Raw genomic sequence first — 16,450 nt, 5'->3', positions numbered from 1 at the left:
TTGCCGGATCATTTGGCTGAATCCAACTCACCAGAAGATCACGGAAGCCCTTACGCCGCCTTGGTGAAAGGCGACGCAAGCCGAAGGCAATGCCTTCCGGCGCACTGACGTAACACATCACTCCGAACCCGGAGTTATGTGCGGATGCTTTTGACTATTGACAACGAACCTAAAACTCCCTATGAAGTTCCCCTTTCGAGCTTCGCACTCAGGAGTATATTATTATGAAGACGTTCAGCCCCAAGCCTGAAGATATCAACCGCGAATGGTTCGTGGTAGATGCCGAAGATAAGATCCTCGGTCGCCTGGCAACTCAGATCGCTCACCGCCTGCGCGGCAAGCACAAGCCCGAATTCGCCCCCCACATGGATAACGGCGATTTCATCGTGGTTGTGAACTGCGAGAAGATCAAGGTCACCGGCAACAAGATGGCCGACAAGAAGTACTACCGGTACACCGGTTACATGGGTGGCCTGCGTGAGACCAGCCTGTCTGACATGCTGGCCAAGAAGCCCGAAGAGGTTATCCGCAAGGCCGTTCAGGGCATGCTGCCCAAGAATCGCCTCGGCGCAGCCATGCTGAAGAAGCTCAAGATCTATGTTGGTCCTGAGCATCCCCATGCGGCACAGAATCCCCAGACTCTGGAAATCCAGGCCTAAGAGCTAGAGGCAGGAGAAGAATATGTCCAAAGAATTTGATTACGGTACCGGCAGAAGAAAGACCGCCACCGCTCGGACCCGCCTCTACGCTGGCTCGGGCCAGATCCTTGTAAACGGTCTTCCCTACGAAGATTACTTCCCGCGTAAGACCCTGCAGATGGTTGTGCGTCAGCCCCTCGAGCTGACCAAGACCCTCGGCAAGTTCGACATCAAGGTGAACGTTGCTGGCGGCGGCATGTCCGGCCAGGCTCAGGCAGTTCGCCACGGTATCTCCCGCGCCCTTCTGGAAGTTGACGCCGACCTGCGCGGCGCTCTGAAGAAGGCCGGCTTCCTTACCCGTGATGCACGCAAGAAGGAACGTAAGAAGTACGGTCAGCGCGCAGCTCGCGCACGTTACCAGTACTCCAAGCGTTAATCGGTTTCCGCAGCCTGCTGCGGTTACACGACACTTCGCACTCAACAGGCCCGCTTTTGCGGGCCTGTTTTTTTATATGCACCCGCCTCTGGCGCGGGCTTATGAAGTTGACACAACGTCCCCGCAAAGGCACAACTACCCCTGCTCCAAGCAAATCGATCACTCCAGAGGACACCTTTTCCATGTCTGATACGCCGACCCTGAGACAACCTGTTGCCACCGACGAGGAATGTGTTTCCATCATCGGCATGGCTGGCGCAGGCAAGACCACTGTGGGCAAAGCTCTCGCCACCCAGCTCAGCTGGGCCTTCATTGATTCCGATCACATCATCGAAGCCCATTACGGCACCCGTCTGCAGGACGTTGCGGACAGCATGACCAAAGAAGAATTCCTCGACGTGGAAGGCTCCATCATCAGCCGCATCGGCGCGCGTCGCACCGTCATTTCCACCGGTGGCAGCGTGGTATACCGCCAGTTCGCCGTCGATCATCTGAAAACGCTGGGACCTGTCGTCTATCTGGATGTCAGCCTGCCCACGATTCTGGAGCGCATCAGCCGCAATCCCGAACGCGGACTGGCCATTGCCCCGGGCCAGACCATCGAAGACCTCTACAACGAGCGCAAGGCCCTGTACGAAGCAGCCGCAGACTTCACAGTCCGCTGCGAAGACCTCGCTCCCGACACCTGTGCCCAAACCATCCGGCACTGGCTGGAGTCACGTTCATGAAAAAGAATATGAAGCGCGGAAAAGGCGTGGGCGTATTTGCCCGCCTTGGCAATCTCTACGACCGCATGTCCGCGGCCTATGCCGAAACCGCCCGCGAAGCTGGCCTCAGCTGCGAAAACTGCCAGCAGAACTGCTGCGTGAGCTATTTCCAGCATCACACCTACGTGGAATGGAGCTACCTGTGGCGTGGCATGAACGAATTGCCGCAGGAGCGACGCGACCTGTACCTGCAGCGCGCGCATGAAGCCGTGAAGCAGTATCACCACTCTCTTTCCATGAACCTGCAACCCAGCGTCATGTGCCCCCTCAACGATGACGGGCTGTGCGGCGTGTACAAACACCGCCTCATGATCTGCCGCATGCATGGCACACGAAACACCATGCTGCTGCCCAACGGCGAAAGAAGAGTGTTTACCGGTTGCTACCGCTTTGTGGATAATGTTAAGGGAAAGCCAGACGAACTGGTACCCGCACTGGACAGGACCGAACTGTATAAGGAACTGGTGCAGTTGGAGATGGAATACGTCGGAGCCAAGCTTCGCGTCCTGCCGCGGGTAAACATGACTCTTGCGGAAATGCTTGTGCAGGGGCCGCCCGTAATCAAATAAGCCCACAGGAACGTTTCATGAAACGCTGCTTCACCGCTCTGCTGCTCCTCGTCACCCTGATGCTGTCCGGTTGCTCCTATCTCAATGTGAGCCATCTGGACCGCCGCCCCTGGTTGACCGACACCCCGCAGACCATTTCCATGAAGTTCTGGCGTTTCGAATTCCACAACATGCCCCTGAAGCAGGGCGTAGGCCTGCAGGGGACGGCCTATCCCAACACGGAACTCTTCCCGGAGTGGGCCCGTTACTACGACCAGCTATCCTTTACGGTCTATCTCAGCGAAAGCTCCGGTGATGTCATAGCGTCCTCACAAGTGGACATCCTGCCCCGCGAAATGACCGGCGAACGCGCCATTCCTTTTGAATTCCGTCTGGACCCCGAACAGACACACACCTCTCTCTACGTATCTTTCGGCTACCGCATGGTGCTCGCAGAAACGCCATGGCGCCCTGAAAAGCAGCAGGAAGGACGCATTCACCTTGCCCATGAGGGCGCTCTGACTCGTTAACTCGCCCGCCTCACCTGCTTTTCAGTTTCCTCCACCGCAAAACATGCTACACTCTGGTAACGCCACCAGCATGCGGGGAGGTTGTAATGTCATCCTACGTTGTCAGAACCTTTCTCAAGTATTCCGTAATCTTCAGCGAAGGTAGCAGAGGAGATTCCGCCTATCTGCTGCAGGAAGGGCGCGTGGAACTTTCCAAGGAAGTTCATGGAAAGAAGAAGGTTCTCGCCATCCTGAATCCCATCAACATGTTCGGGGAAATGTCCCTGATTCTGGATGATAACCGGCGCACGGCGACTGCCATCGCACTGGATGACGTGCGGGCGGTGGAGGTGAAGAAGGACGACTTCGACAACTTTGTCCGCGATTCCCCCCAGATCATGCAGACCCTCATAGACGTGCTCGTACACCGCCTTCGAGCCAGCACCAAAAAGTCCATGCAGGTCCCCAGCCTGTTTCAGGGAACCTGCAGAACCATTGAATTACTCGCCCGTAACGGTGTGCGCCAGTTCGATTACATGCACGCCCTCATGTCCCTGAAAGACGCCTTTGTCAGCCCTGAGGACAAGGTTCTGGACATCCTCCATAAATTGGAACATCTGCGCATGATAGGCATCATATCCTCAGAGGATGGCGTAAAGCTGGTGAACATTCTTGAACCGGAACACTTCACGGTTGAGGCTGCGAAAAGGTTGCAGGCATACAGCCGCGGAGAGAGCTTCTGACCATAAAAAAACGCGCCCTGAGGCGCGTTTCTTAATAATACTATTGTGCATTCTTACGGCGTTTTTCCCAAAGCGCCATGGACTTCATCTTCTTTCGACGTTCGCGCTGCAGGGCCTTGCAGACGAGCGGCGTATTCTTTTTCATCCCCCACTTTTCACGGTATTCCGCTGCATCCAACCCATGCAAAACGAGATGCTTCTTGGTCAGAATCTTGAAAGACTTACCGCATTCAAGACAGGTAATGGATTTTTCCTTTATGGATTTCTTAGGATCAATATCTGAATCGAGTTCCGGCCCCCCTTCCTCCGATCCCATACTTATCTCGCGAATATTATCCGCAAGCGTCCGCACCATAGACGTGATTTCTTCTTCGGTCATTGTGCGAACGCTGGCCTGCGCCTTCACAATTTCCAATGCCCCTTTCAAGTAATCGTCCACATCTCACTCCGGATATGCAACTACAGCGTTAATAATTACCAGATTCGACAATATGTTTTACACAAAACCCTATACATCTCCATATTGCATACGTCAACTGAACAAAACGGACACGCATTTTGACTGAAATACGACATGCACGGTCAGCATTTCACCCTCAAAAACATGTAATGAAGTATTACTTCAAACCCCATCTTTGGGGATTGTTACACTCCCCCCCCCTTTGCTGCCATGGCTAACTGCTTTACGACAATCCATACATGAAAATACATAAACAAAAACTTACATATCAATAAAAATGCGGCCCCCAAAGGGGCCGCATACTCATTTCTAACACTTGGCTTCAATTGAAACAGAGATAAAACTGTTACAGCATTCGCCAAATTCTCTCTATGCATCGCACCGTCTTGCACGGAAAAGCACTACCATCCTACGGCAACACGCAGCGATACTACAGTTTCTTTGCAAGCAATTCGTTCACAAGAGCAGGATTTGCCTTACCACGGGTCTTACGCATCACCTGTCCCACAAAGAAGCTCTGCAGCTTTGTCTTGCCGCCACGATACGCTTCCGCCTCCGCAGGATTCTCGGCAATAACCTCATCCACGGCACGTTCCAACTCGGACGAGTCAGAAATCTGCACCATGCCCTTCTCCTTCACATACGCTTCGGGAGAAACACCGCTGGTAAAGACTTCCGGGAAAATGTCGCTACCGATCTTGTTGGAGATAAGGCCTTCCTCAATGATACGCACCAGTTCGGCCAGCATTTCCGGACGGATAGGAGCATCCTTGGCAGTCATGTTGCGCTCGTTCAACTCACGCTGAAACTGCCCCATCATGAAGTTGCTCACCTTCTTGGGATTGTTGAACACGGCAAGAGCGGCCTCGAAGTAGTCAGCCATATCCTTGTCCTGCGTCAACACTTCCGAATCGTACTCCGGCAGCCCCAGTTCGGAAACAAAACGGGCCTTGCGCTGCTCGGGCAGTTCGGGCAATTCGTCGCGCCATACGGCAATCTGCTCATCGGAAAGCATGATGGGAATAAGGTCCGGATCAGGGAAATAACGGTAGTCGTGCGCTTCTTCCTTGCCGCGCATGGCCGCGGTAAGGTTCTTTTCCGCATTGTACAGGCGTGTCTGCTGCACCACTTCTTCGCCGTCTTCCAGCAGGTCCTGCTGACGCGCGATTTCGTACTCGATCCCCTTCTGCACATGACGGAAGGAGTTCATGTTCTTCAGCTCCACACGGGTGCCGAATTCGCTCTGTCCTGCGGGCCGCAGCGAGACGTTAGCATCACAACGGAAGCTGCCTTCCTCCATGTTGCCATCACAGATGCCCAGATAGAGCAGAATGGCACGCAGAGACTTCAGGTATGCCACCGCTTCTTCCGCACTCCGCATGTCCGGCTCGGACACGATTTCGATAAGCGGCACGCCCGTACGGTTCAAGTCCACGAAAGAGGCATTGTCTGCCGCAGAGTGAATGGACTTGCCCGCATCGTTCTCAAGCTGAATACGGGTAAGACCCACACGACGGGTATAGTCGCCCATGTTCAGGTCCAGATGGCCGCCATGGCAGATAGCTTCCCCCAGCTGGGAAATCTGGTAGCCGTTGGGGGAGTCCGGATAGAAATAATTCTTCCGCTCAAACACGGAGCGGTTGCGCACAGTGCAGTTCATGGCCAGCCCCATCTTGGCGGCAAATTCCACGGCCCGCTTGTTCAGCACCGGCAGAACGCCGGGCATTCCGGAACAGACCTCGCACACGTTCTCGTTGGGGTCGTTGCCGAAACGGGTGGAGCAGGAACAGAATAATTTGGATTCCGTCTTCAACTGGGCGTGCACTTCCAACCCGATGACAACTTCATATTTCGCCATGACAATCTCCTTGCAATCCATATCTCGCAACGCACGGCCACACTACGCACGGTCTCGCCGCATTCGGCACCGGTGAACCGCTTCAGCATAATGATAAAGCCGAACGTGAATAATACGCTTCAAAACCTTCAGCAATCTGGCGAGCTTGCCAGCCATACAGCCAAAAGGACAGAGAGGCAGGCCCCGGGCGGCCACCATGCTCTCAGTATCCGCAGGCAGGCGGCTTGCAAGCCACCAGCCCAGCCCTTCCCTAGCTGACCTGTCCGCCCTTGTAGAGCTGCGGGTTCAGCGCGGGGTCATTATACATCTTGAACTGAAAATATACTTTGGGCCGCTTGCTGCCGGAACGGTAGTCATCCAGCAATTCGAGCACAGCACGGGCAAGATCGGCACGCTGTTCGTGCAATACGGCAAGCTTGGCGCGGCAGGATTCGCGATGCGCTTCGTCCGCATCCGTACGCTCGGTCTGCTCATGCATGTGAAAAATCTTCAAGCTAAGTATGGACAGACGATCCACAGACATGCCCAGCGATTCGGTATTATGCCGCACGCCGCTACCATCCGCAGGCAACGGGGGCAGCATGGGCGTAACCAGCCCCACGATGCAGGCGTCGACTTTTTCCATGAAGTCGTTACGGCGCTGATTGAGGCGGTCGATGCGGTACTTGCAGTCCGCAATGACTTCAGGCCCCACATCCTTGCGGCGGGCAATGTCTTCCACATGCCACAGCTTGAAATTCATGAGATGCTGAGCCAGCACCAGTCCCGCAAGATTGCCGAGTTCCGGCCCTTCCGCCACGTCTGTGGCATCTTCCTGCTCAATCACGTGCCAATCGGCAGTGGCCTGCACCTGCGCCGCAAAGCAGCGTTCCAATTCAGCTGAAATATCGTCGAAACCGATCATATTTGAATAAGCCTGTTCCTGATTCTGTTATGCGCGCACCGCATTAGGGGGCTTTAATGCCCGCGTCGTAATATTTGCCCACGCCGTATTCAGCCCTGCGGAAGAATTTGTCGGCGCTGGGGCCAATGATCTGCATTTCGGGATGCGCCTTCTGCATGTCCAGCGCAATGCGCATTTCCTTAGTACATCCGGTGGAATAGGTCGAATCCTTGCCCGACCAGACCGAAGGTACCTTGCGCCCCATCAACGTAAAGCTTGTTTCTATATCCTCAACCGTCTGAAAACGCCAGACGTCAAGCATGCCGCTTCTCTGGACCCGCTCCCACATGAACATGAGGTCGTCGCCGTCCATGCCTTCTTCGAAGTGCTCGGCAGGATTGATGATAAAAGTATTCTCAAGGCGTTCCCGCAGGTGCCGCACAAAGGTATCCACCACGCGAATAGCCTGACCTGTCTGTCCCGGAATGGAGCCGATGATTGCACTGTAGAACATGACGCTTTTGCCGGCAGCCCTGGCTTCACGCATGGCGGTGATAATTTCCTTGGCCTTGCCGTGCAGGTCGGCCTCGGTAAACTTGCGCACCCACTTGGCGCGGGGCTTCGTGTGCAGATGGAATTCCCCGTCCTCGGAACGGTGGAAGCACACGATGTCGCGGGTAAAATCGTGGCTGCACCCGATGAGGTTCATATAATTGCGTCCGCCCTTGGCCATGACCAGATCACATTCCTTCCATGCACGGGCAAACGTCACACTGGTTTTGTACAGGTTCAGCTGCTCGCGTGTTCCGTCGGAAATGATCAGGAACCGGTGCTCGCGCAGCAGACGCAGCAGTTCGTTTTTGGTCACCCCGTCGTCATGCAGTATATGGGCCCCGGCCGTGGCTTCCTTGAGCACAGGGTCGCGGTCGATCTCCCACAGGGTCGGCGTGTTGAAATAAAAGCCCTCCTTGAGAGCCAGAACGACCTGATGCCCCTGCCTGATAAGCGAACGGATGATCTTGAGGTCAAAGACAAAGGCGCCGCTCACGTCGGGAAGGTAGAGAATCTTCTTGCGTTCTTCGTCCTCGGGCCCCAGCAGCAACCGCAGACGGCTGCATTCGCCGCAGGGCTTTTCAAGCTCGGTTTCCACCTCCAGCGGGGAAGGATCAGCATCCTGCCACAGCACGGGCAGCGTTGAAAGATACAGAAGACGGCGCAGCTCAAGGAAGTCCAGCTCCCAGCGCATTTCCCTGATGTCAGGCGCAGAGTTGCATTCCGGCGGATTGGCAAGGATGAGGCGCTCCGTGGAAGGACGCTTCAGAAATTCCCACGCAAGGCGGTTGGCCTTGAGCTTGCCGTCCTTGTAGGGATCGGGCACCGCACACTGGGTGAGCACGATGCTGGTCAGACGCTTGGCCAGACGCGACGGGATCATGATCCGTGAATTCATATGCTGGCGGAAACGCAACTTACAGAACTGAATGACGCGGCGCTGGTTGTACTTGTCAAAACCATGCTGCCTGATAAGCCGCATGATGAACCGCCAGATGCGGGTGTATTCCTGATGCAGCGCCTTGGGGCGTTCCTTGCTCAGCAACTGCGTAAAAATGGCATCCGAACAGGGCATGTAAACCTGCTGTTCGTCCAGCGCGACCATGAACCGGAGTTGCTCGTCCGGAGCAACATTCTCGGGGTTCATGAGGTGTTCGATGTTGTTCTCGGTCTTGAAATTATGCAGCCAGGCATCCAGATACGGATCCTTGCCCCACCGAACATCCCGAACAGACTTCAACTCTGGCAACACGCTCATGCACGGCCTCCGGAATTTGGTTGAAAGAAATCCGGCCCGCCGCACACGCTCTGCCATGCATGACAACAGGTGGCGAAACCGTCCGGCATTGTAGTTGAATCCAGCCTGACTTCAGGCCATGTACGGCACGGGCAGGCTCCGGGCGACGTTCCGCCGCTACTGCTGATCCTTGTAAAATCCACGGGTCCGCAGCCGCTCGAAATAGCTGGCGCAGCCCAGCTCGGCCACCAGAAGGCCCTTCTGCGCCCGCGAGATGGTCACCCGGTCTCCGCCCTTCAGAATCACACCATCCTGCCCGTCCTGCGTCAGGTACAGATCGGTATCCGTATCCTGAATCACGATGCCGAGCTCCATGTCGCCACAGAGCACAAAGGGCTTGAGAGCGTTGAGGAAGGGGCAGATGGGAGTGACGGAAAAGGCGTCGAGGTCGGGGTGAACGAGCGGACCGTTGGCGGAAACCGCATAGCCCGTGGAACCCGTGGGGGTAGACACGATGAGGCCGTCTGCACGCAGGCTGCCCAGACGCTCGCCCTGCACGTGCAGTTCCAGCTTGATCACCCGCGCCAGGGCCCCGCGGTGCACGACCATGTCGTTCACCGCCACGCCGCTGTATATACGGTGCGAACTGCGTTCAACTGCGCACGAAAGGGCGAAACGACGCACGAATCGTATGCTTCCGTCAAACAGACGCTCAAGTTGCTGCGGCCACTCGTCCACGGACACTTCGGTCAGGAATCCCACCCGGCCCAGATTGACCCCCAGCACGGGGACGTCCGAACCGACAAGACGGCGGGCCACACTCAGCATGGTGCCATCGCCGCCCAGCACGAGAACCAGTCCGCCTTCAGCAGGCAATACCACCCGCTGCCACTGCAGACGCCCGTTCTCAAACACTTCTGCACTGCATCCGCGCTCCACAAACCACTCCTTCAGAGAGTCTGCGAGTTCGAGTGCGGCAGTGTGTCCTGCCTTGGTCACGATAAAAACTGATTGTATGGTTCGGCTCATCGGATTTCCCTAGTAAAAAGCCGCGATTCCATCAAGGATGAAGCGCGCTTCCGTCAAGATATTTTTTCCGGCCGGAAAAAGCGGAGGACATACCGTTGTCACTTTGCGCCATTTAGTATACTGCCCAAGTGGATTTACGTTACTAAGACGGATATGAGATTCGTTTCCATCAGGCAGGAGCATTAATGAACAATACCGCCAAAGAGATTATTATGGAACATGCCCGTGCAGGCGCCCGTCTGCGCGAGGCCTATTTCGAGGCCAACGCTGACAAGGTGAACGAAGTGGCCAAGATTCTGGCCCTGTGCCTTGCGCGCGGCGGCAAGATTCTCTTCTGCGGCAACGGCGGCAGTGCAGCTGACTCGCAACATCTGGCTGCCGAATTCGTAAACCGTTTCATCATGGAACGCCCGCCCCTGCCGGCCATCGCGTTGACGACGGATTCGTCCATCCTCACCGCCATAGGCAACGATTACGGCTTCGATCTCATATTCAGCAAGCAGGTGCAGGCACTGGCCACCGAAGGCGACGTGCTTGTGGCCATTTCCACCTCCGGCAACAGCAACAACATTGTCGAAGCCCTCAAAGTCGCCCGTGAACGCTGCATCACCACCGTCGGCATCACGGGACAGGGTGGCGGCCGCATGGCTCCGCTCTGCGAACACCTGCTTGACGTTTCCCACCGGCATACGCCTCTTGTTCAGGAAGTGCACATCGCCATAGGACACCTGCTCTGCCAGCTCACGGACCACTATCTGTTCGAGAACGTCATGGAGCTTCAGCCCTACCTGAACGAGCCGGACGGAGCCTGTCAGGGTTAACCGCACCATTTGACGATCGCGCGATCGGCATTATCTCATGCCGTGAAACATTCACGGAGGAACTGCTATGCCCATTTATGAATACAAGTGTGAAGCCTGCGGCAATGAATTTGAAGAACTGGTTTTCGGCGACGATACGCCGGCATGCCCCGCATGCGCTTCCGGCGCAACGCACAAACTGCTTTCCGCCACCCAGTTCAAGATGCCCGGCGGAACCGTTTCCGCCCCTTCGGGCAGCTCCGGCTGTTCCGGCTGCTCCGGCGGCAACTGTTCTACCTGCAAGTAACGGCAGGCACGGTACGGAATCCCGTGCGGCATAGCGCCGCACCAGAATATTCGCCGGTCGGCCTTGCGCCTAGTCGCGAAGCGCAACCTCCGGCACGGAACCTCAAGCTCAAGCGGACGCGAAATGAAGAACATCGTCATCGCCACGCGTGGCTCCAAGCTCGCACTCTGGCAGGCCAACCACATCAAGGATTGCATCGAACGGCAGCATGCGGGCAAGGTTTCCGTTGAACTGCTCGTACTCAAGACCAAGGGCGACATCATTCTGGATGTACCTCTGGCAAAAGTCGGCGGCAAAGGACTGTTCGTCAAGGAAATCGAAGAAGCCCTTCTGGACGGCCGCGCAGACCTTGCCGTGCATTCCATGAAGGACGTGCCCATGGAACTGCCTGAAGGCCTCATTCTGGGCACCATTCCCCAGCGCGAAGACGCATCGGACACCTTCCTTTCCGTCAACTACGACACGCTGGACTCCCTGCCGCAGGGCGCCACCGTGGGCACCAGCAGCCTGCGCCGCCAGTCGCAGCTTCTGACCCTGCGCCCCGACCTGAAGGTCGTGTCCCTGCGCGGCAATGTGGATACCCGCCTGCGCAAGCTCATGGACGGCGAGTTCGACGCGATCATCATGGCCACCTCCGGCCTGAAGCGTCTGGGCCTTACCGCACCCAAGCACGAAATTCTGGGGCCGCCCCGCTTCCTGCCCGCCGTGGGTCAGGGAGCACTGGGCATTGAATTCCATCAGGACCGCGAAGACATGCATGAACTGCTCGCGTTTCTGGAGCACCGCCCCACCCGCATCTGCGTGGAAGCCGAACGCGGATTCCTCTTCGGCCTGCAGGGCGGCTGTCAGGTACCCATCGCCGGTCACGCCACCATGACGGGTGAAGACAGCTTCTCGCTGGTGGGCTTTGTGGCCGACCTTGAAGGCAAGCGCATCATCCGCGAAACCGTTGCCGGCACCGCCGAAGCAGCGCGCAAGATTGGCCTTGAGCTTGCCGAGACCGTAAAACAGCAGGGAGCAGGAGCCATTCTCGAAGAGGTGTATGCCTCCGAGCAGGCAACCCGCTCATAACACTGCGCCTGATCGCGGCCTGCCGCGGACCAGCACTGAATATCATATCCGGCCCTTCGGGGCCGGATATACTTTGCAACGAACAACATTCCCGCTACTGTCAAAGGACGCATGACAAGCACAGCCTACCCCCATCTTGCCGACCTCGGCTGGAACTCGTTTTTCGAAGACCAGCTCACCGAAGACCGCCCTGCGGAATCATCCATTGTGCGCGTCTGCAGCGTACACAGTATGGTCATGTTCATAATGGGGTCCGAAGGCAAACGCCAGATCGCCATACCCGGCAACTGGCTGTCCGGTGAGCCGGAAGACAGGCCCACCGTAGGCGACTGGCTCATCCTTGATGAAACGGGCGAGTGGCCCGTACGCATCCTGAGCCGCCAGACGCTTGTCACCCGCCGCGCTCCTTCGGATATCACCAGCGTACAGTTGGTGGCGGCCAATCTGGACACCCTGTTCATCGTTTCCTCGCTCAACGAGGACTTCAATCTTTCCCGCCTTGAACGCTATCTGGCCATCGCCTACGAATATGACGTAACGCCGGTCGTGGTGCTCACCAAACGCGACCTCGTCACCGCAGAACATGCGGACGACTGCGCCGCACAGGTACGCGCGCTCAACAGCAATCTGAACGTGGTGGTCGTCAACGCCCTGACCATCGACACGGTCAGCGCCCTCTTCCCGTGGGTGGAGCGCGGCCGCACCGCAACGCTTGTAGGCTCATCCGGTGTGGGCAAATCCACACTCGTGAACACCCTGAGCGGCGAAGAGCTCACCCTCACCGGCGCCATTCGGGACTCCGACAGCAAGGGACGCCACACCACCTCCAGCCGCACGCTCTACACACTGCCCAACGGCGGCCTCATCATGGACGTGCCCGGCTTCCGTGAACTGCGTCTGCCCCCCTGCGAACACGGTCTTTCCAAAGTATTCGGCGACATCATCGAACTGGGCCTGCGCTGCGGCTTTGCCGACTGCAAGCACGATGGCGAACCGGACTGTGCCGTGGAAGAAGCCGTGGAACAGGGTATCATCCCGCAACGCCGTGTGGAGAACTACCGCAAACTGGTACGGGAGCAGGCCGCTCAGGACGACGAAAAACAGCAGGCCAAAATCTACGCCCGCCAGCGCCGTGCCGCAGACCGCATGGCAGGACGTTCCACCGGCAAGAAACAACGCCGCAGACGCTGATTCATCCAACTTTACAGTATCCTGAAAGCACGTTGTGGCATCTTCATGTGTCATGATGTGTGTCAGCCATCCCGTCCCATACAACATTTCCCCCTCCCGCTCACGCCACCGCTGGCGGCGAACTGGCCTACATGACCAGCGAGGCGTAACAGCGCAGGAATGGCGAATACGGCCCAATCAGGATCTGGATGAAGTACCGCCAAGACAATCTTGAGGCACAACAAAGGCCGGAAGCTCGCGCTTCCGGCCTTTACGTTGATGATCTGCTTGTATCGCATCTGGAGCAGCGATACATCTTACGCCCCGCCCTGCCGGTCCAGCGTACGGCAGTTGATGGCCTCGGCAATGTGCGAAACGGCAATAGTCTCCTCACGCGCAAGGTCTGCAATGGTGCGCGCAATGCGCAGTATGCGCGTGTAGGCGCGGGCAGACAGGGCCAGCGCGTTCACGGCCTTGCCGAGGAAAGCGTGCTCCGCCGCACCAAGACGGCAGAAGTCCTCAAGCCACCGGCCGGAAAGGTCGGCGTTGGTCATACAGGGCGTACCTTCATACCGCGCAGCCTGCAGTGCTCTGGCGGCTTCGATTCGTTGCCGCATCTGGGCGGATGTCACCCCGGGAGACTCACTTCGCAAATCCTCATACGGCACGGCGGGCACTTCCACATGCAGGTCTATCCTGTCCAGCAAGGGACCGGAAAGCCGCGCGCGGTAGCGCTGAATCTGGAAATCGCTGCACACGCAGGTATGCCGCTCATCAGTCTGATAGCCGCATGGACAGGGGTTCATGGCTGCCACAAGCATGAAGTCAGCCGGATAGGTCAACGATATCGCGGCACGGGATATCGTGACGTTGCCCGCTTCCAGCGGCTGGCGCATGACCTCAAGCGCGGGCTTCTTGAATTCCGGCAGCTCGTCCAGAAAAAGCACGCCGCGATGCGCCAGCGACACCTCGCCCGGACGCGGATAGGCACCGCCGCCGATGAGCCCCACATCCGAGATGGTATGGTGCGGCGATCTGAAAGGTCGCGTCCGGATGAGCGAACTCTCGCCCAGCATGTCTGCCACGGAATAAATTTTGGTCACTTCCAGCGCTTCGTCAATGGTAAGCGGCGGAAGCACGGTGGGAATACGCTGAGCCAGCATGGTCTTGCCGCTGCCGGGAGGCCCGAGGAACAGCAAATTGTGCCCGCCCGCCGCAGCAATTTCAATAGCGCGCTTGGCATGTTCCTGCCCCTTCACCTCGGCAAAATCCAGCAGCCAGTCGTCACTGGCCGAGACGTCACGGATGTCCCGCTTCACGGGCGTCAAAGCCGTCTCGCCGGAAAGAAAACCGACCGCCTCGCCCAGCGACCGGATGCTGTATACATCCAGCCCCTCCACCACAGCCGCCTCGGCTGCGTTGTCCGCCGGAACAAGAAAGCCCTTCGCCCCTTCCTTGCGGGCAAGAATGGCCATGGACAGCACGCCGGGCACGGGCTTGAGTTCGCCGGTCAAGGAAAGCTCGCCGACCACATACCAGCCGTCCAGCTTCTGCTGCGGCAGCACTTCTGCCGCGCCCAGCAATGCCAGTGCCAGAGGCAGGTCGTAGCCGCTACCGCCCTTGCGACGATCGGCAGGGGCAAGGTTCACGGTTATGCGGGATGGGGGCAGTTTGTATCCGCCGTTCTTGAGCGCTGCGAACACACGCTCCTTGGCTTCACGCACGGCCCCCTCGGCAAGACCCACAAGCGTGAATGCGGGCATGCCCTGCCGCGCCAGGTCCACTTCAAGATCAACCCTGAATGCGTCTATTCCCAACAGGGCAGCGCAGGAAATTGTAGAAATCATAAGGTGTCCGTTCGAAATTGTGTATGCACCGTGCTGTTAAAAGAAAACGCGATAAAGGACAAGCGACTGCCTAACTTCGATATATTTGGCGATGCTTCCTGCACAAAAACCCGATGCAGACGCATCCGACATGATTGGTTCATCAACGCAAGCAGCCATAATACCCTGTGAGCGAAATTTTCTCCACCCGAACGTTCCAGAAACGCATTCGTTTCTACTGTAAGATTTATCGACTTACATGTTAAGATATAATGGAACAATTCTCTACCGTAGCACTCTGAAATATCAAATTAATTACCAAATATTCAGGCACAGTTATTGCTCACCGCTATTATTCCCCTGCTTGTTTTTGATGAACACTGAAAGTGTTCCCAGACAGGCTTTACCAACCAAAGGAGGTAGCGGAATGCAATACCTGGCACACATGTTTTTGGCTTTATGTCTAATATGGCTGCCCTTTGCATCTCCGATCTATGGAATGTCGTTGACAATGGGCCTTGCGGACGGTTCCTACGGTGAAATCGGAGCTAACGCCGGATTCACCTGGGAGTTGGGGCAATCAAACAAGTCAGGAACAATCACGGTCACTATCCAAAACAATTCCCAGACAATTGTCCAAGAGACCACGGACCCTGACGGCAACCTTTACAATGTCTACATTTCTCCCTACATCACAGCCTTTCTCTTCAATGTTCCGGACGGAGTTTCCGCGTCACTGCAATCCGTGACCAACGGCGAAACCACCGTCAGCGGCTGGAACATGCCGATGACAACCATGAAGTCCACCCTCATCCCGTCCCCGGATTATCACGGTTTCTGGGATGCCGGTGCGAGCATCGGCAGCATGTTCACTTCCGGCGACCCTTCAAGCGGAATACCGATGGGCGAAACCTATGCCTTCGAATTTCTCCTGACCGGCGATGTCGCTTTGCTGAGTCTTGAGGATATACTGCGTGCCGACCCATTCTTCTCCGGACCGGATGCAGGAGGCGGAGGCAAGAAGGGAGGCAAGGCGTCCACGACTTCCGACGATGGAGACGAAGGGGATGACGGCCCTGCAAGGCTTGATTGGGAATACTACTTCCTTGCCAACGTCAAGGGGTATCCCGAGGGCGTTGTCGATTTCGAACTCCTCGTACCGGAAGCCGAAATCAATTATCCCCCAGCACCCGAGATGATGGCGATGTCATTGCGTGCCCCTGCGGTTGCAACGCCAGAACCCTCCACGATCATCCTGCTCCTCGTCGGGCTAACCTGGATTGCAGCGGTTGGACGCAAGTTGAAAGAATAGACATGACATCGTCCTGTATCCAGTGCTCCAATAGATCTGCCTGACCTTCGGAAGCACGTTGAACCTGAATACTGATCCAACAGGGCCGGTGTGAGTTTCTCGCACCGGCTTCTGCTTACCGGGCTCACAACAGCATCGGCCTTTCCCGCCCGCCCTGCCGAGAGAAGTTCAAAATATACAGATAGCCAACACGCGAGATCTACTTCCTGATCAGCTTAACACATCCAGACCAACATGGGGGCCACAGCCCTTTCGTGCGACCATACCCCCGCTCACCTGTTCAGGACTTGGTTTATCGCTGTCA

Annotated in this window: 17 protein-coding genes; 11 read left to right on the top strand and 6 right to left on the bottom strand. The window is 56.8% G+C overall.

Annotated features, from left to right (window positions below; genetic code table 11):
- The first annotated feature begins 224 nt into the window (after positions 1–224).
- From rplM to N1030_RS17035, 6 genes are all read left to right on the top strand, one after another.
- Positions 225–659: a 50S ribosomal protein L13 gene (gene rplM, locus N1030_RS17060; RefSeq protein ID WP_265826769.1), complete on the top strand. Its 435-nt coding sequence runs from the start codon at positions 225–227 to the stop codon at positions 657–659.
- 22 nt (positions 660–681) lie between these two features.
- A complete protein-coding gene (rpsI, locus tag N1030_RS17055; protein WP_265826768.1) occupies positions 682–1,074 on the top strand; it encodes a 30S ribosomal protein S9 in 393 nt (130 codons plus the stop codon).
- 182 nt (positions 1,075–1,256) lie between these two features.
- On the top strand, positions 1,257–1,802 hold the full coding sequence (gene thrB / locus N1030_RS17050; protein ID WP_265826767.1) for a homoserine kinase: 546 nt from the start codon (positions 1,257–1,259) through the stop codon (positions 1,800–1,802).
- Positions 1,799–2,410 carry an uL18 family ribosomal protein gene (locus tag N1030_RS17045; RefSeq protein ID WP_265826766.1) on the top strand — a complete coding sequence of 204 codons (612 nt, stop codon included), beginning with the start codon at positions 1,799–1,801 and terminating at the stop codon, positions 2,408–2,410. Before thrB ends, N1030_RS17045 begins: the two co-directional genes overlap by 4 nt.
- Before the next feature lie 17 nt (positions 2,411–2,427).
- Positions 2,428–2,919, top strand: coding sequence for a hypothetical protein (locus tag N1030_RS17040; RefSeq protein ID WP_265826764.1), 492 nt, complete (start codon positions 2,428–2,430; stop codon positions 2,917–2,919).
- Positions 2,920–3,005: 86 nt separating this feature from the next.
- Positions 3,006–3,641 (top strand): Crp/Fnr family transcriptional regulator, encoded by a 636-nt coding sequence (locus N1030_RS17035; RefSeq protein WP_265826763.1) that lies wholly within the window; start codon positions 3,006–3,008, stop codon positions 3,639–3,641.
- A gap of 40 nt (positions 3,642–3,681) precedes the next feature.
- On the opposite strand, the gene N1030_RS17030 is transcribed toward N1030_RS17035, so the two are convergent.
- From N1030_RS17030 to N1030_RS17010, 5 genes are all read right to left on the bottom strand, one after another.
- A complete protein-coding gene (locus N1030_RS17030; RefSeq protein ID WP_265826762.1) occupies positions 3,682–4,080 on the bottom strand; it encodes a Ros/MucR family transcriptional regulator in 399 nt (132 codons plus the stop codon).
- A gap of 451 nt (positions 4,081–4,531) precedes the next feature.
- Positions 4,532–5,959 (bottom strand): Asp-tRNA(Asn)/Glu-tRNA(Gln) amidotransferase subunit GatB, encoded by a 1,428-nt coding sequence (gene gatB / locus N1030_RS17025; RefSeq protein ID WP_265826761.1) that lies wholly within the window; start codon positions 5,957–5,959, stop codon positions 4,532–4,534.
- A 250-nt stretch (positions 5,960–6,209) separates the two neighbouring features.
- Complete coding sequence (locus N1030_RS17020; RefSeq protein ID WP_265826759.1) at positions 6,210–6,863, bottom strand: DUF4254 domain-containing protein; 654 nt, start codon at positions 6,861–6,863, stop codon at positions 6,210–6,212.
- A 43-nt stretch (positions 6,864–6,906) separates the two neighbouring features.
- On the bottom strand, positions 6,907–8,652 hold the full coding sequence (locus N1030_RS17015) for an ARMT1-like domain-containing protein (RefSeq protein ID WP_265826758.1): 1,746 nt from the start codon (positions 8,650–8,652) through the stop codon (positions 6,907–6,909).
- A 156-nt stretch (positions 8,653–8,808) separates the two neighbouring features.
- Positions 8,809–9,660: an NAD(+)/NADH kinase gene (locus tag N1030_RS17010; RefSeq protein ID WP_265826756.1), complete on the bottom strand. Its 852-nt coding sequence runs from the start codon at positions 9,658–9,660 to the stop codon at positions 8,809–8,811.
- A 185-nt stretch (positions 9,661–9,845) separates the two neighbouring features.
- Here N1030_RS17010 and N1030_RS17005 point away from each other — a divergent pair, with 185 nt between their 5' ends.
- The 4 genes from N1030_RS17005 to rsgA all read left to right on the top strand — a co-directional run bounded on the left by N1030_RS17005 (position 9,846) and on the right by rsgA (position 13,029).
- Positions 9,846–10,481, top strand: coding sequence for a D-sedoheptulose 7-phosphate isomerase (locus tag N1030_RS17005; protein ID WP_265826755.1), 636 nt, complete (start codon positions 9,846–9,848; stop codon positions 10,479–10,481).
- A gap of 67 nt (positions 10,482–10,548) precedes the next feature.
- On the top strand, positions 10,549–10,767 hold the full coding sequence (locus N1030_RS17000) for an FmdB family zinc ribbon protein (protein ID WP_265826754.1): 219 nt from the start codon (positions 10,549–10,551) through the stop codon (positions 10,765–10,767).
- Between the two features lie 123 nt (positions 10,768–10,890).
- Positions 10,891–11,838 carry a hydroxymethylbilane synthase gene (gene hemC / locus N1030_RS16995; RefSeq protein WP_265826753.1) on the top strand — a complete coding sequence of 316 codons (948 nt, stop codon included), beginning with the start codon at positions 10,891–10,893 and terminating at the stop codon, positions 11,836–11,838.
- A gap of 111 nt (positions 11,839–11,949) precedes the next feature.
- Positions 11,950–13,029 (top strand): ribosome small subunit-dependent GTPase A, encoded by a 1,080-nt coding sequence (gene rsgA / locus N1030_RS16990; protein WP_265826752.1) that lies wholly within the window; start codon positions 11,950–11,952, stop codon positions 13,027–13,029.
- Positions 13,030–13,325: 296 nt separating this feature from the next.
- Here rsgA and N1030_RS16985 read toward each other — a convergent pair whose 3' ends face one another.
- On the bottom strand, positions 13,326–14,855 hold the full coding sequence (locus N1030_RS16985) for a YifB family Mg chelatase-like AAA ATPase (RefSeq protein WP_265826751.1): 1,530 nt from the start codon (positions 14,853–14,855) through the stop codon (positions 13,326–13,328).
- A gap of 406 nt (positions 14,856–15,261) precedes the next feature.
- On the opposite strand from N1030_RS16985, the gene N1030_RS16980 reads away from it, so the two are divergent.
- Entirely contained in the window at positions 15,262–16,146 is an 885-nt protein-coding gene (locus N1030_RS16980; RefSeq protein ID WP_265826750.1) for a PEP-CTERM sorting domain-containing protein, read from the top strand.
- The last annotated feature ends 304 nt before the right edge of the window (positions 16,147–16,450 follow it).

The organism is Desulfovibrio mangrovi (genome assembly GCF_026230175.1).
Taxonomy (GTDB): Bacteria; Desulfobacterota; Desulfovibrionia; order Desulfovibrionales; family Desulfovibrionaceae; genus Halodesulfovibrio; species Halodesulfovibrio mangrovi.
This window is presented reverse-complemented; position numbering and strand designations above follow the sequence as displayed.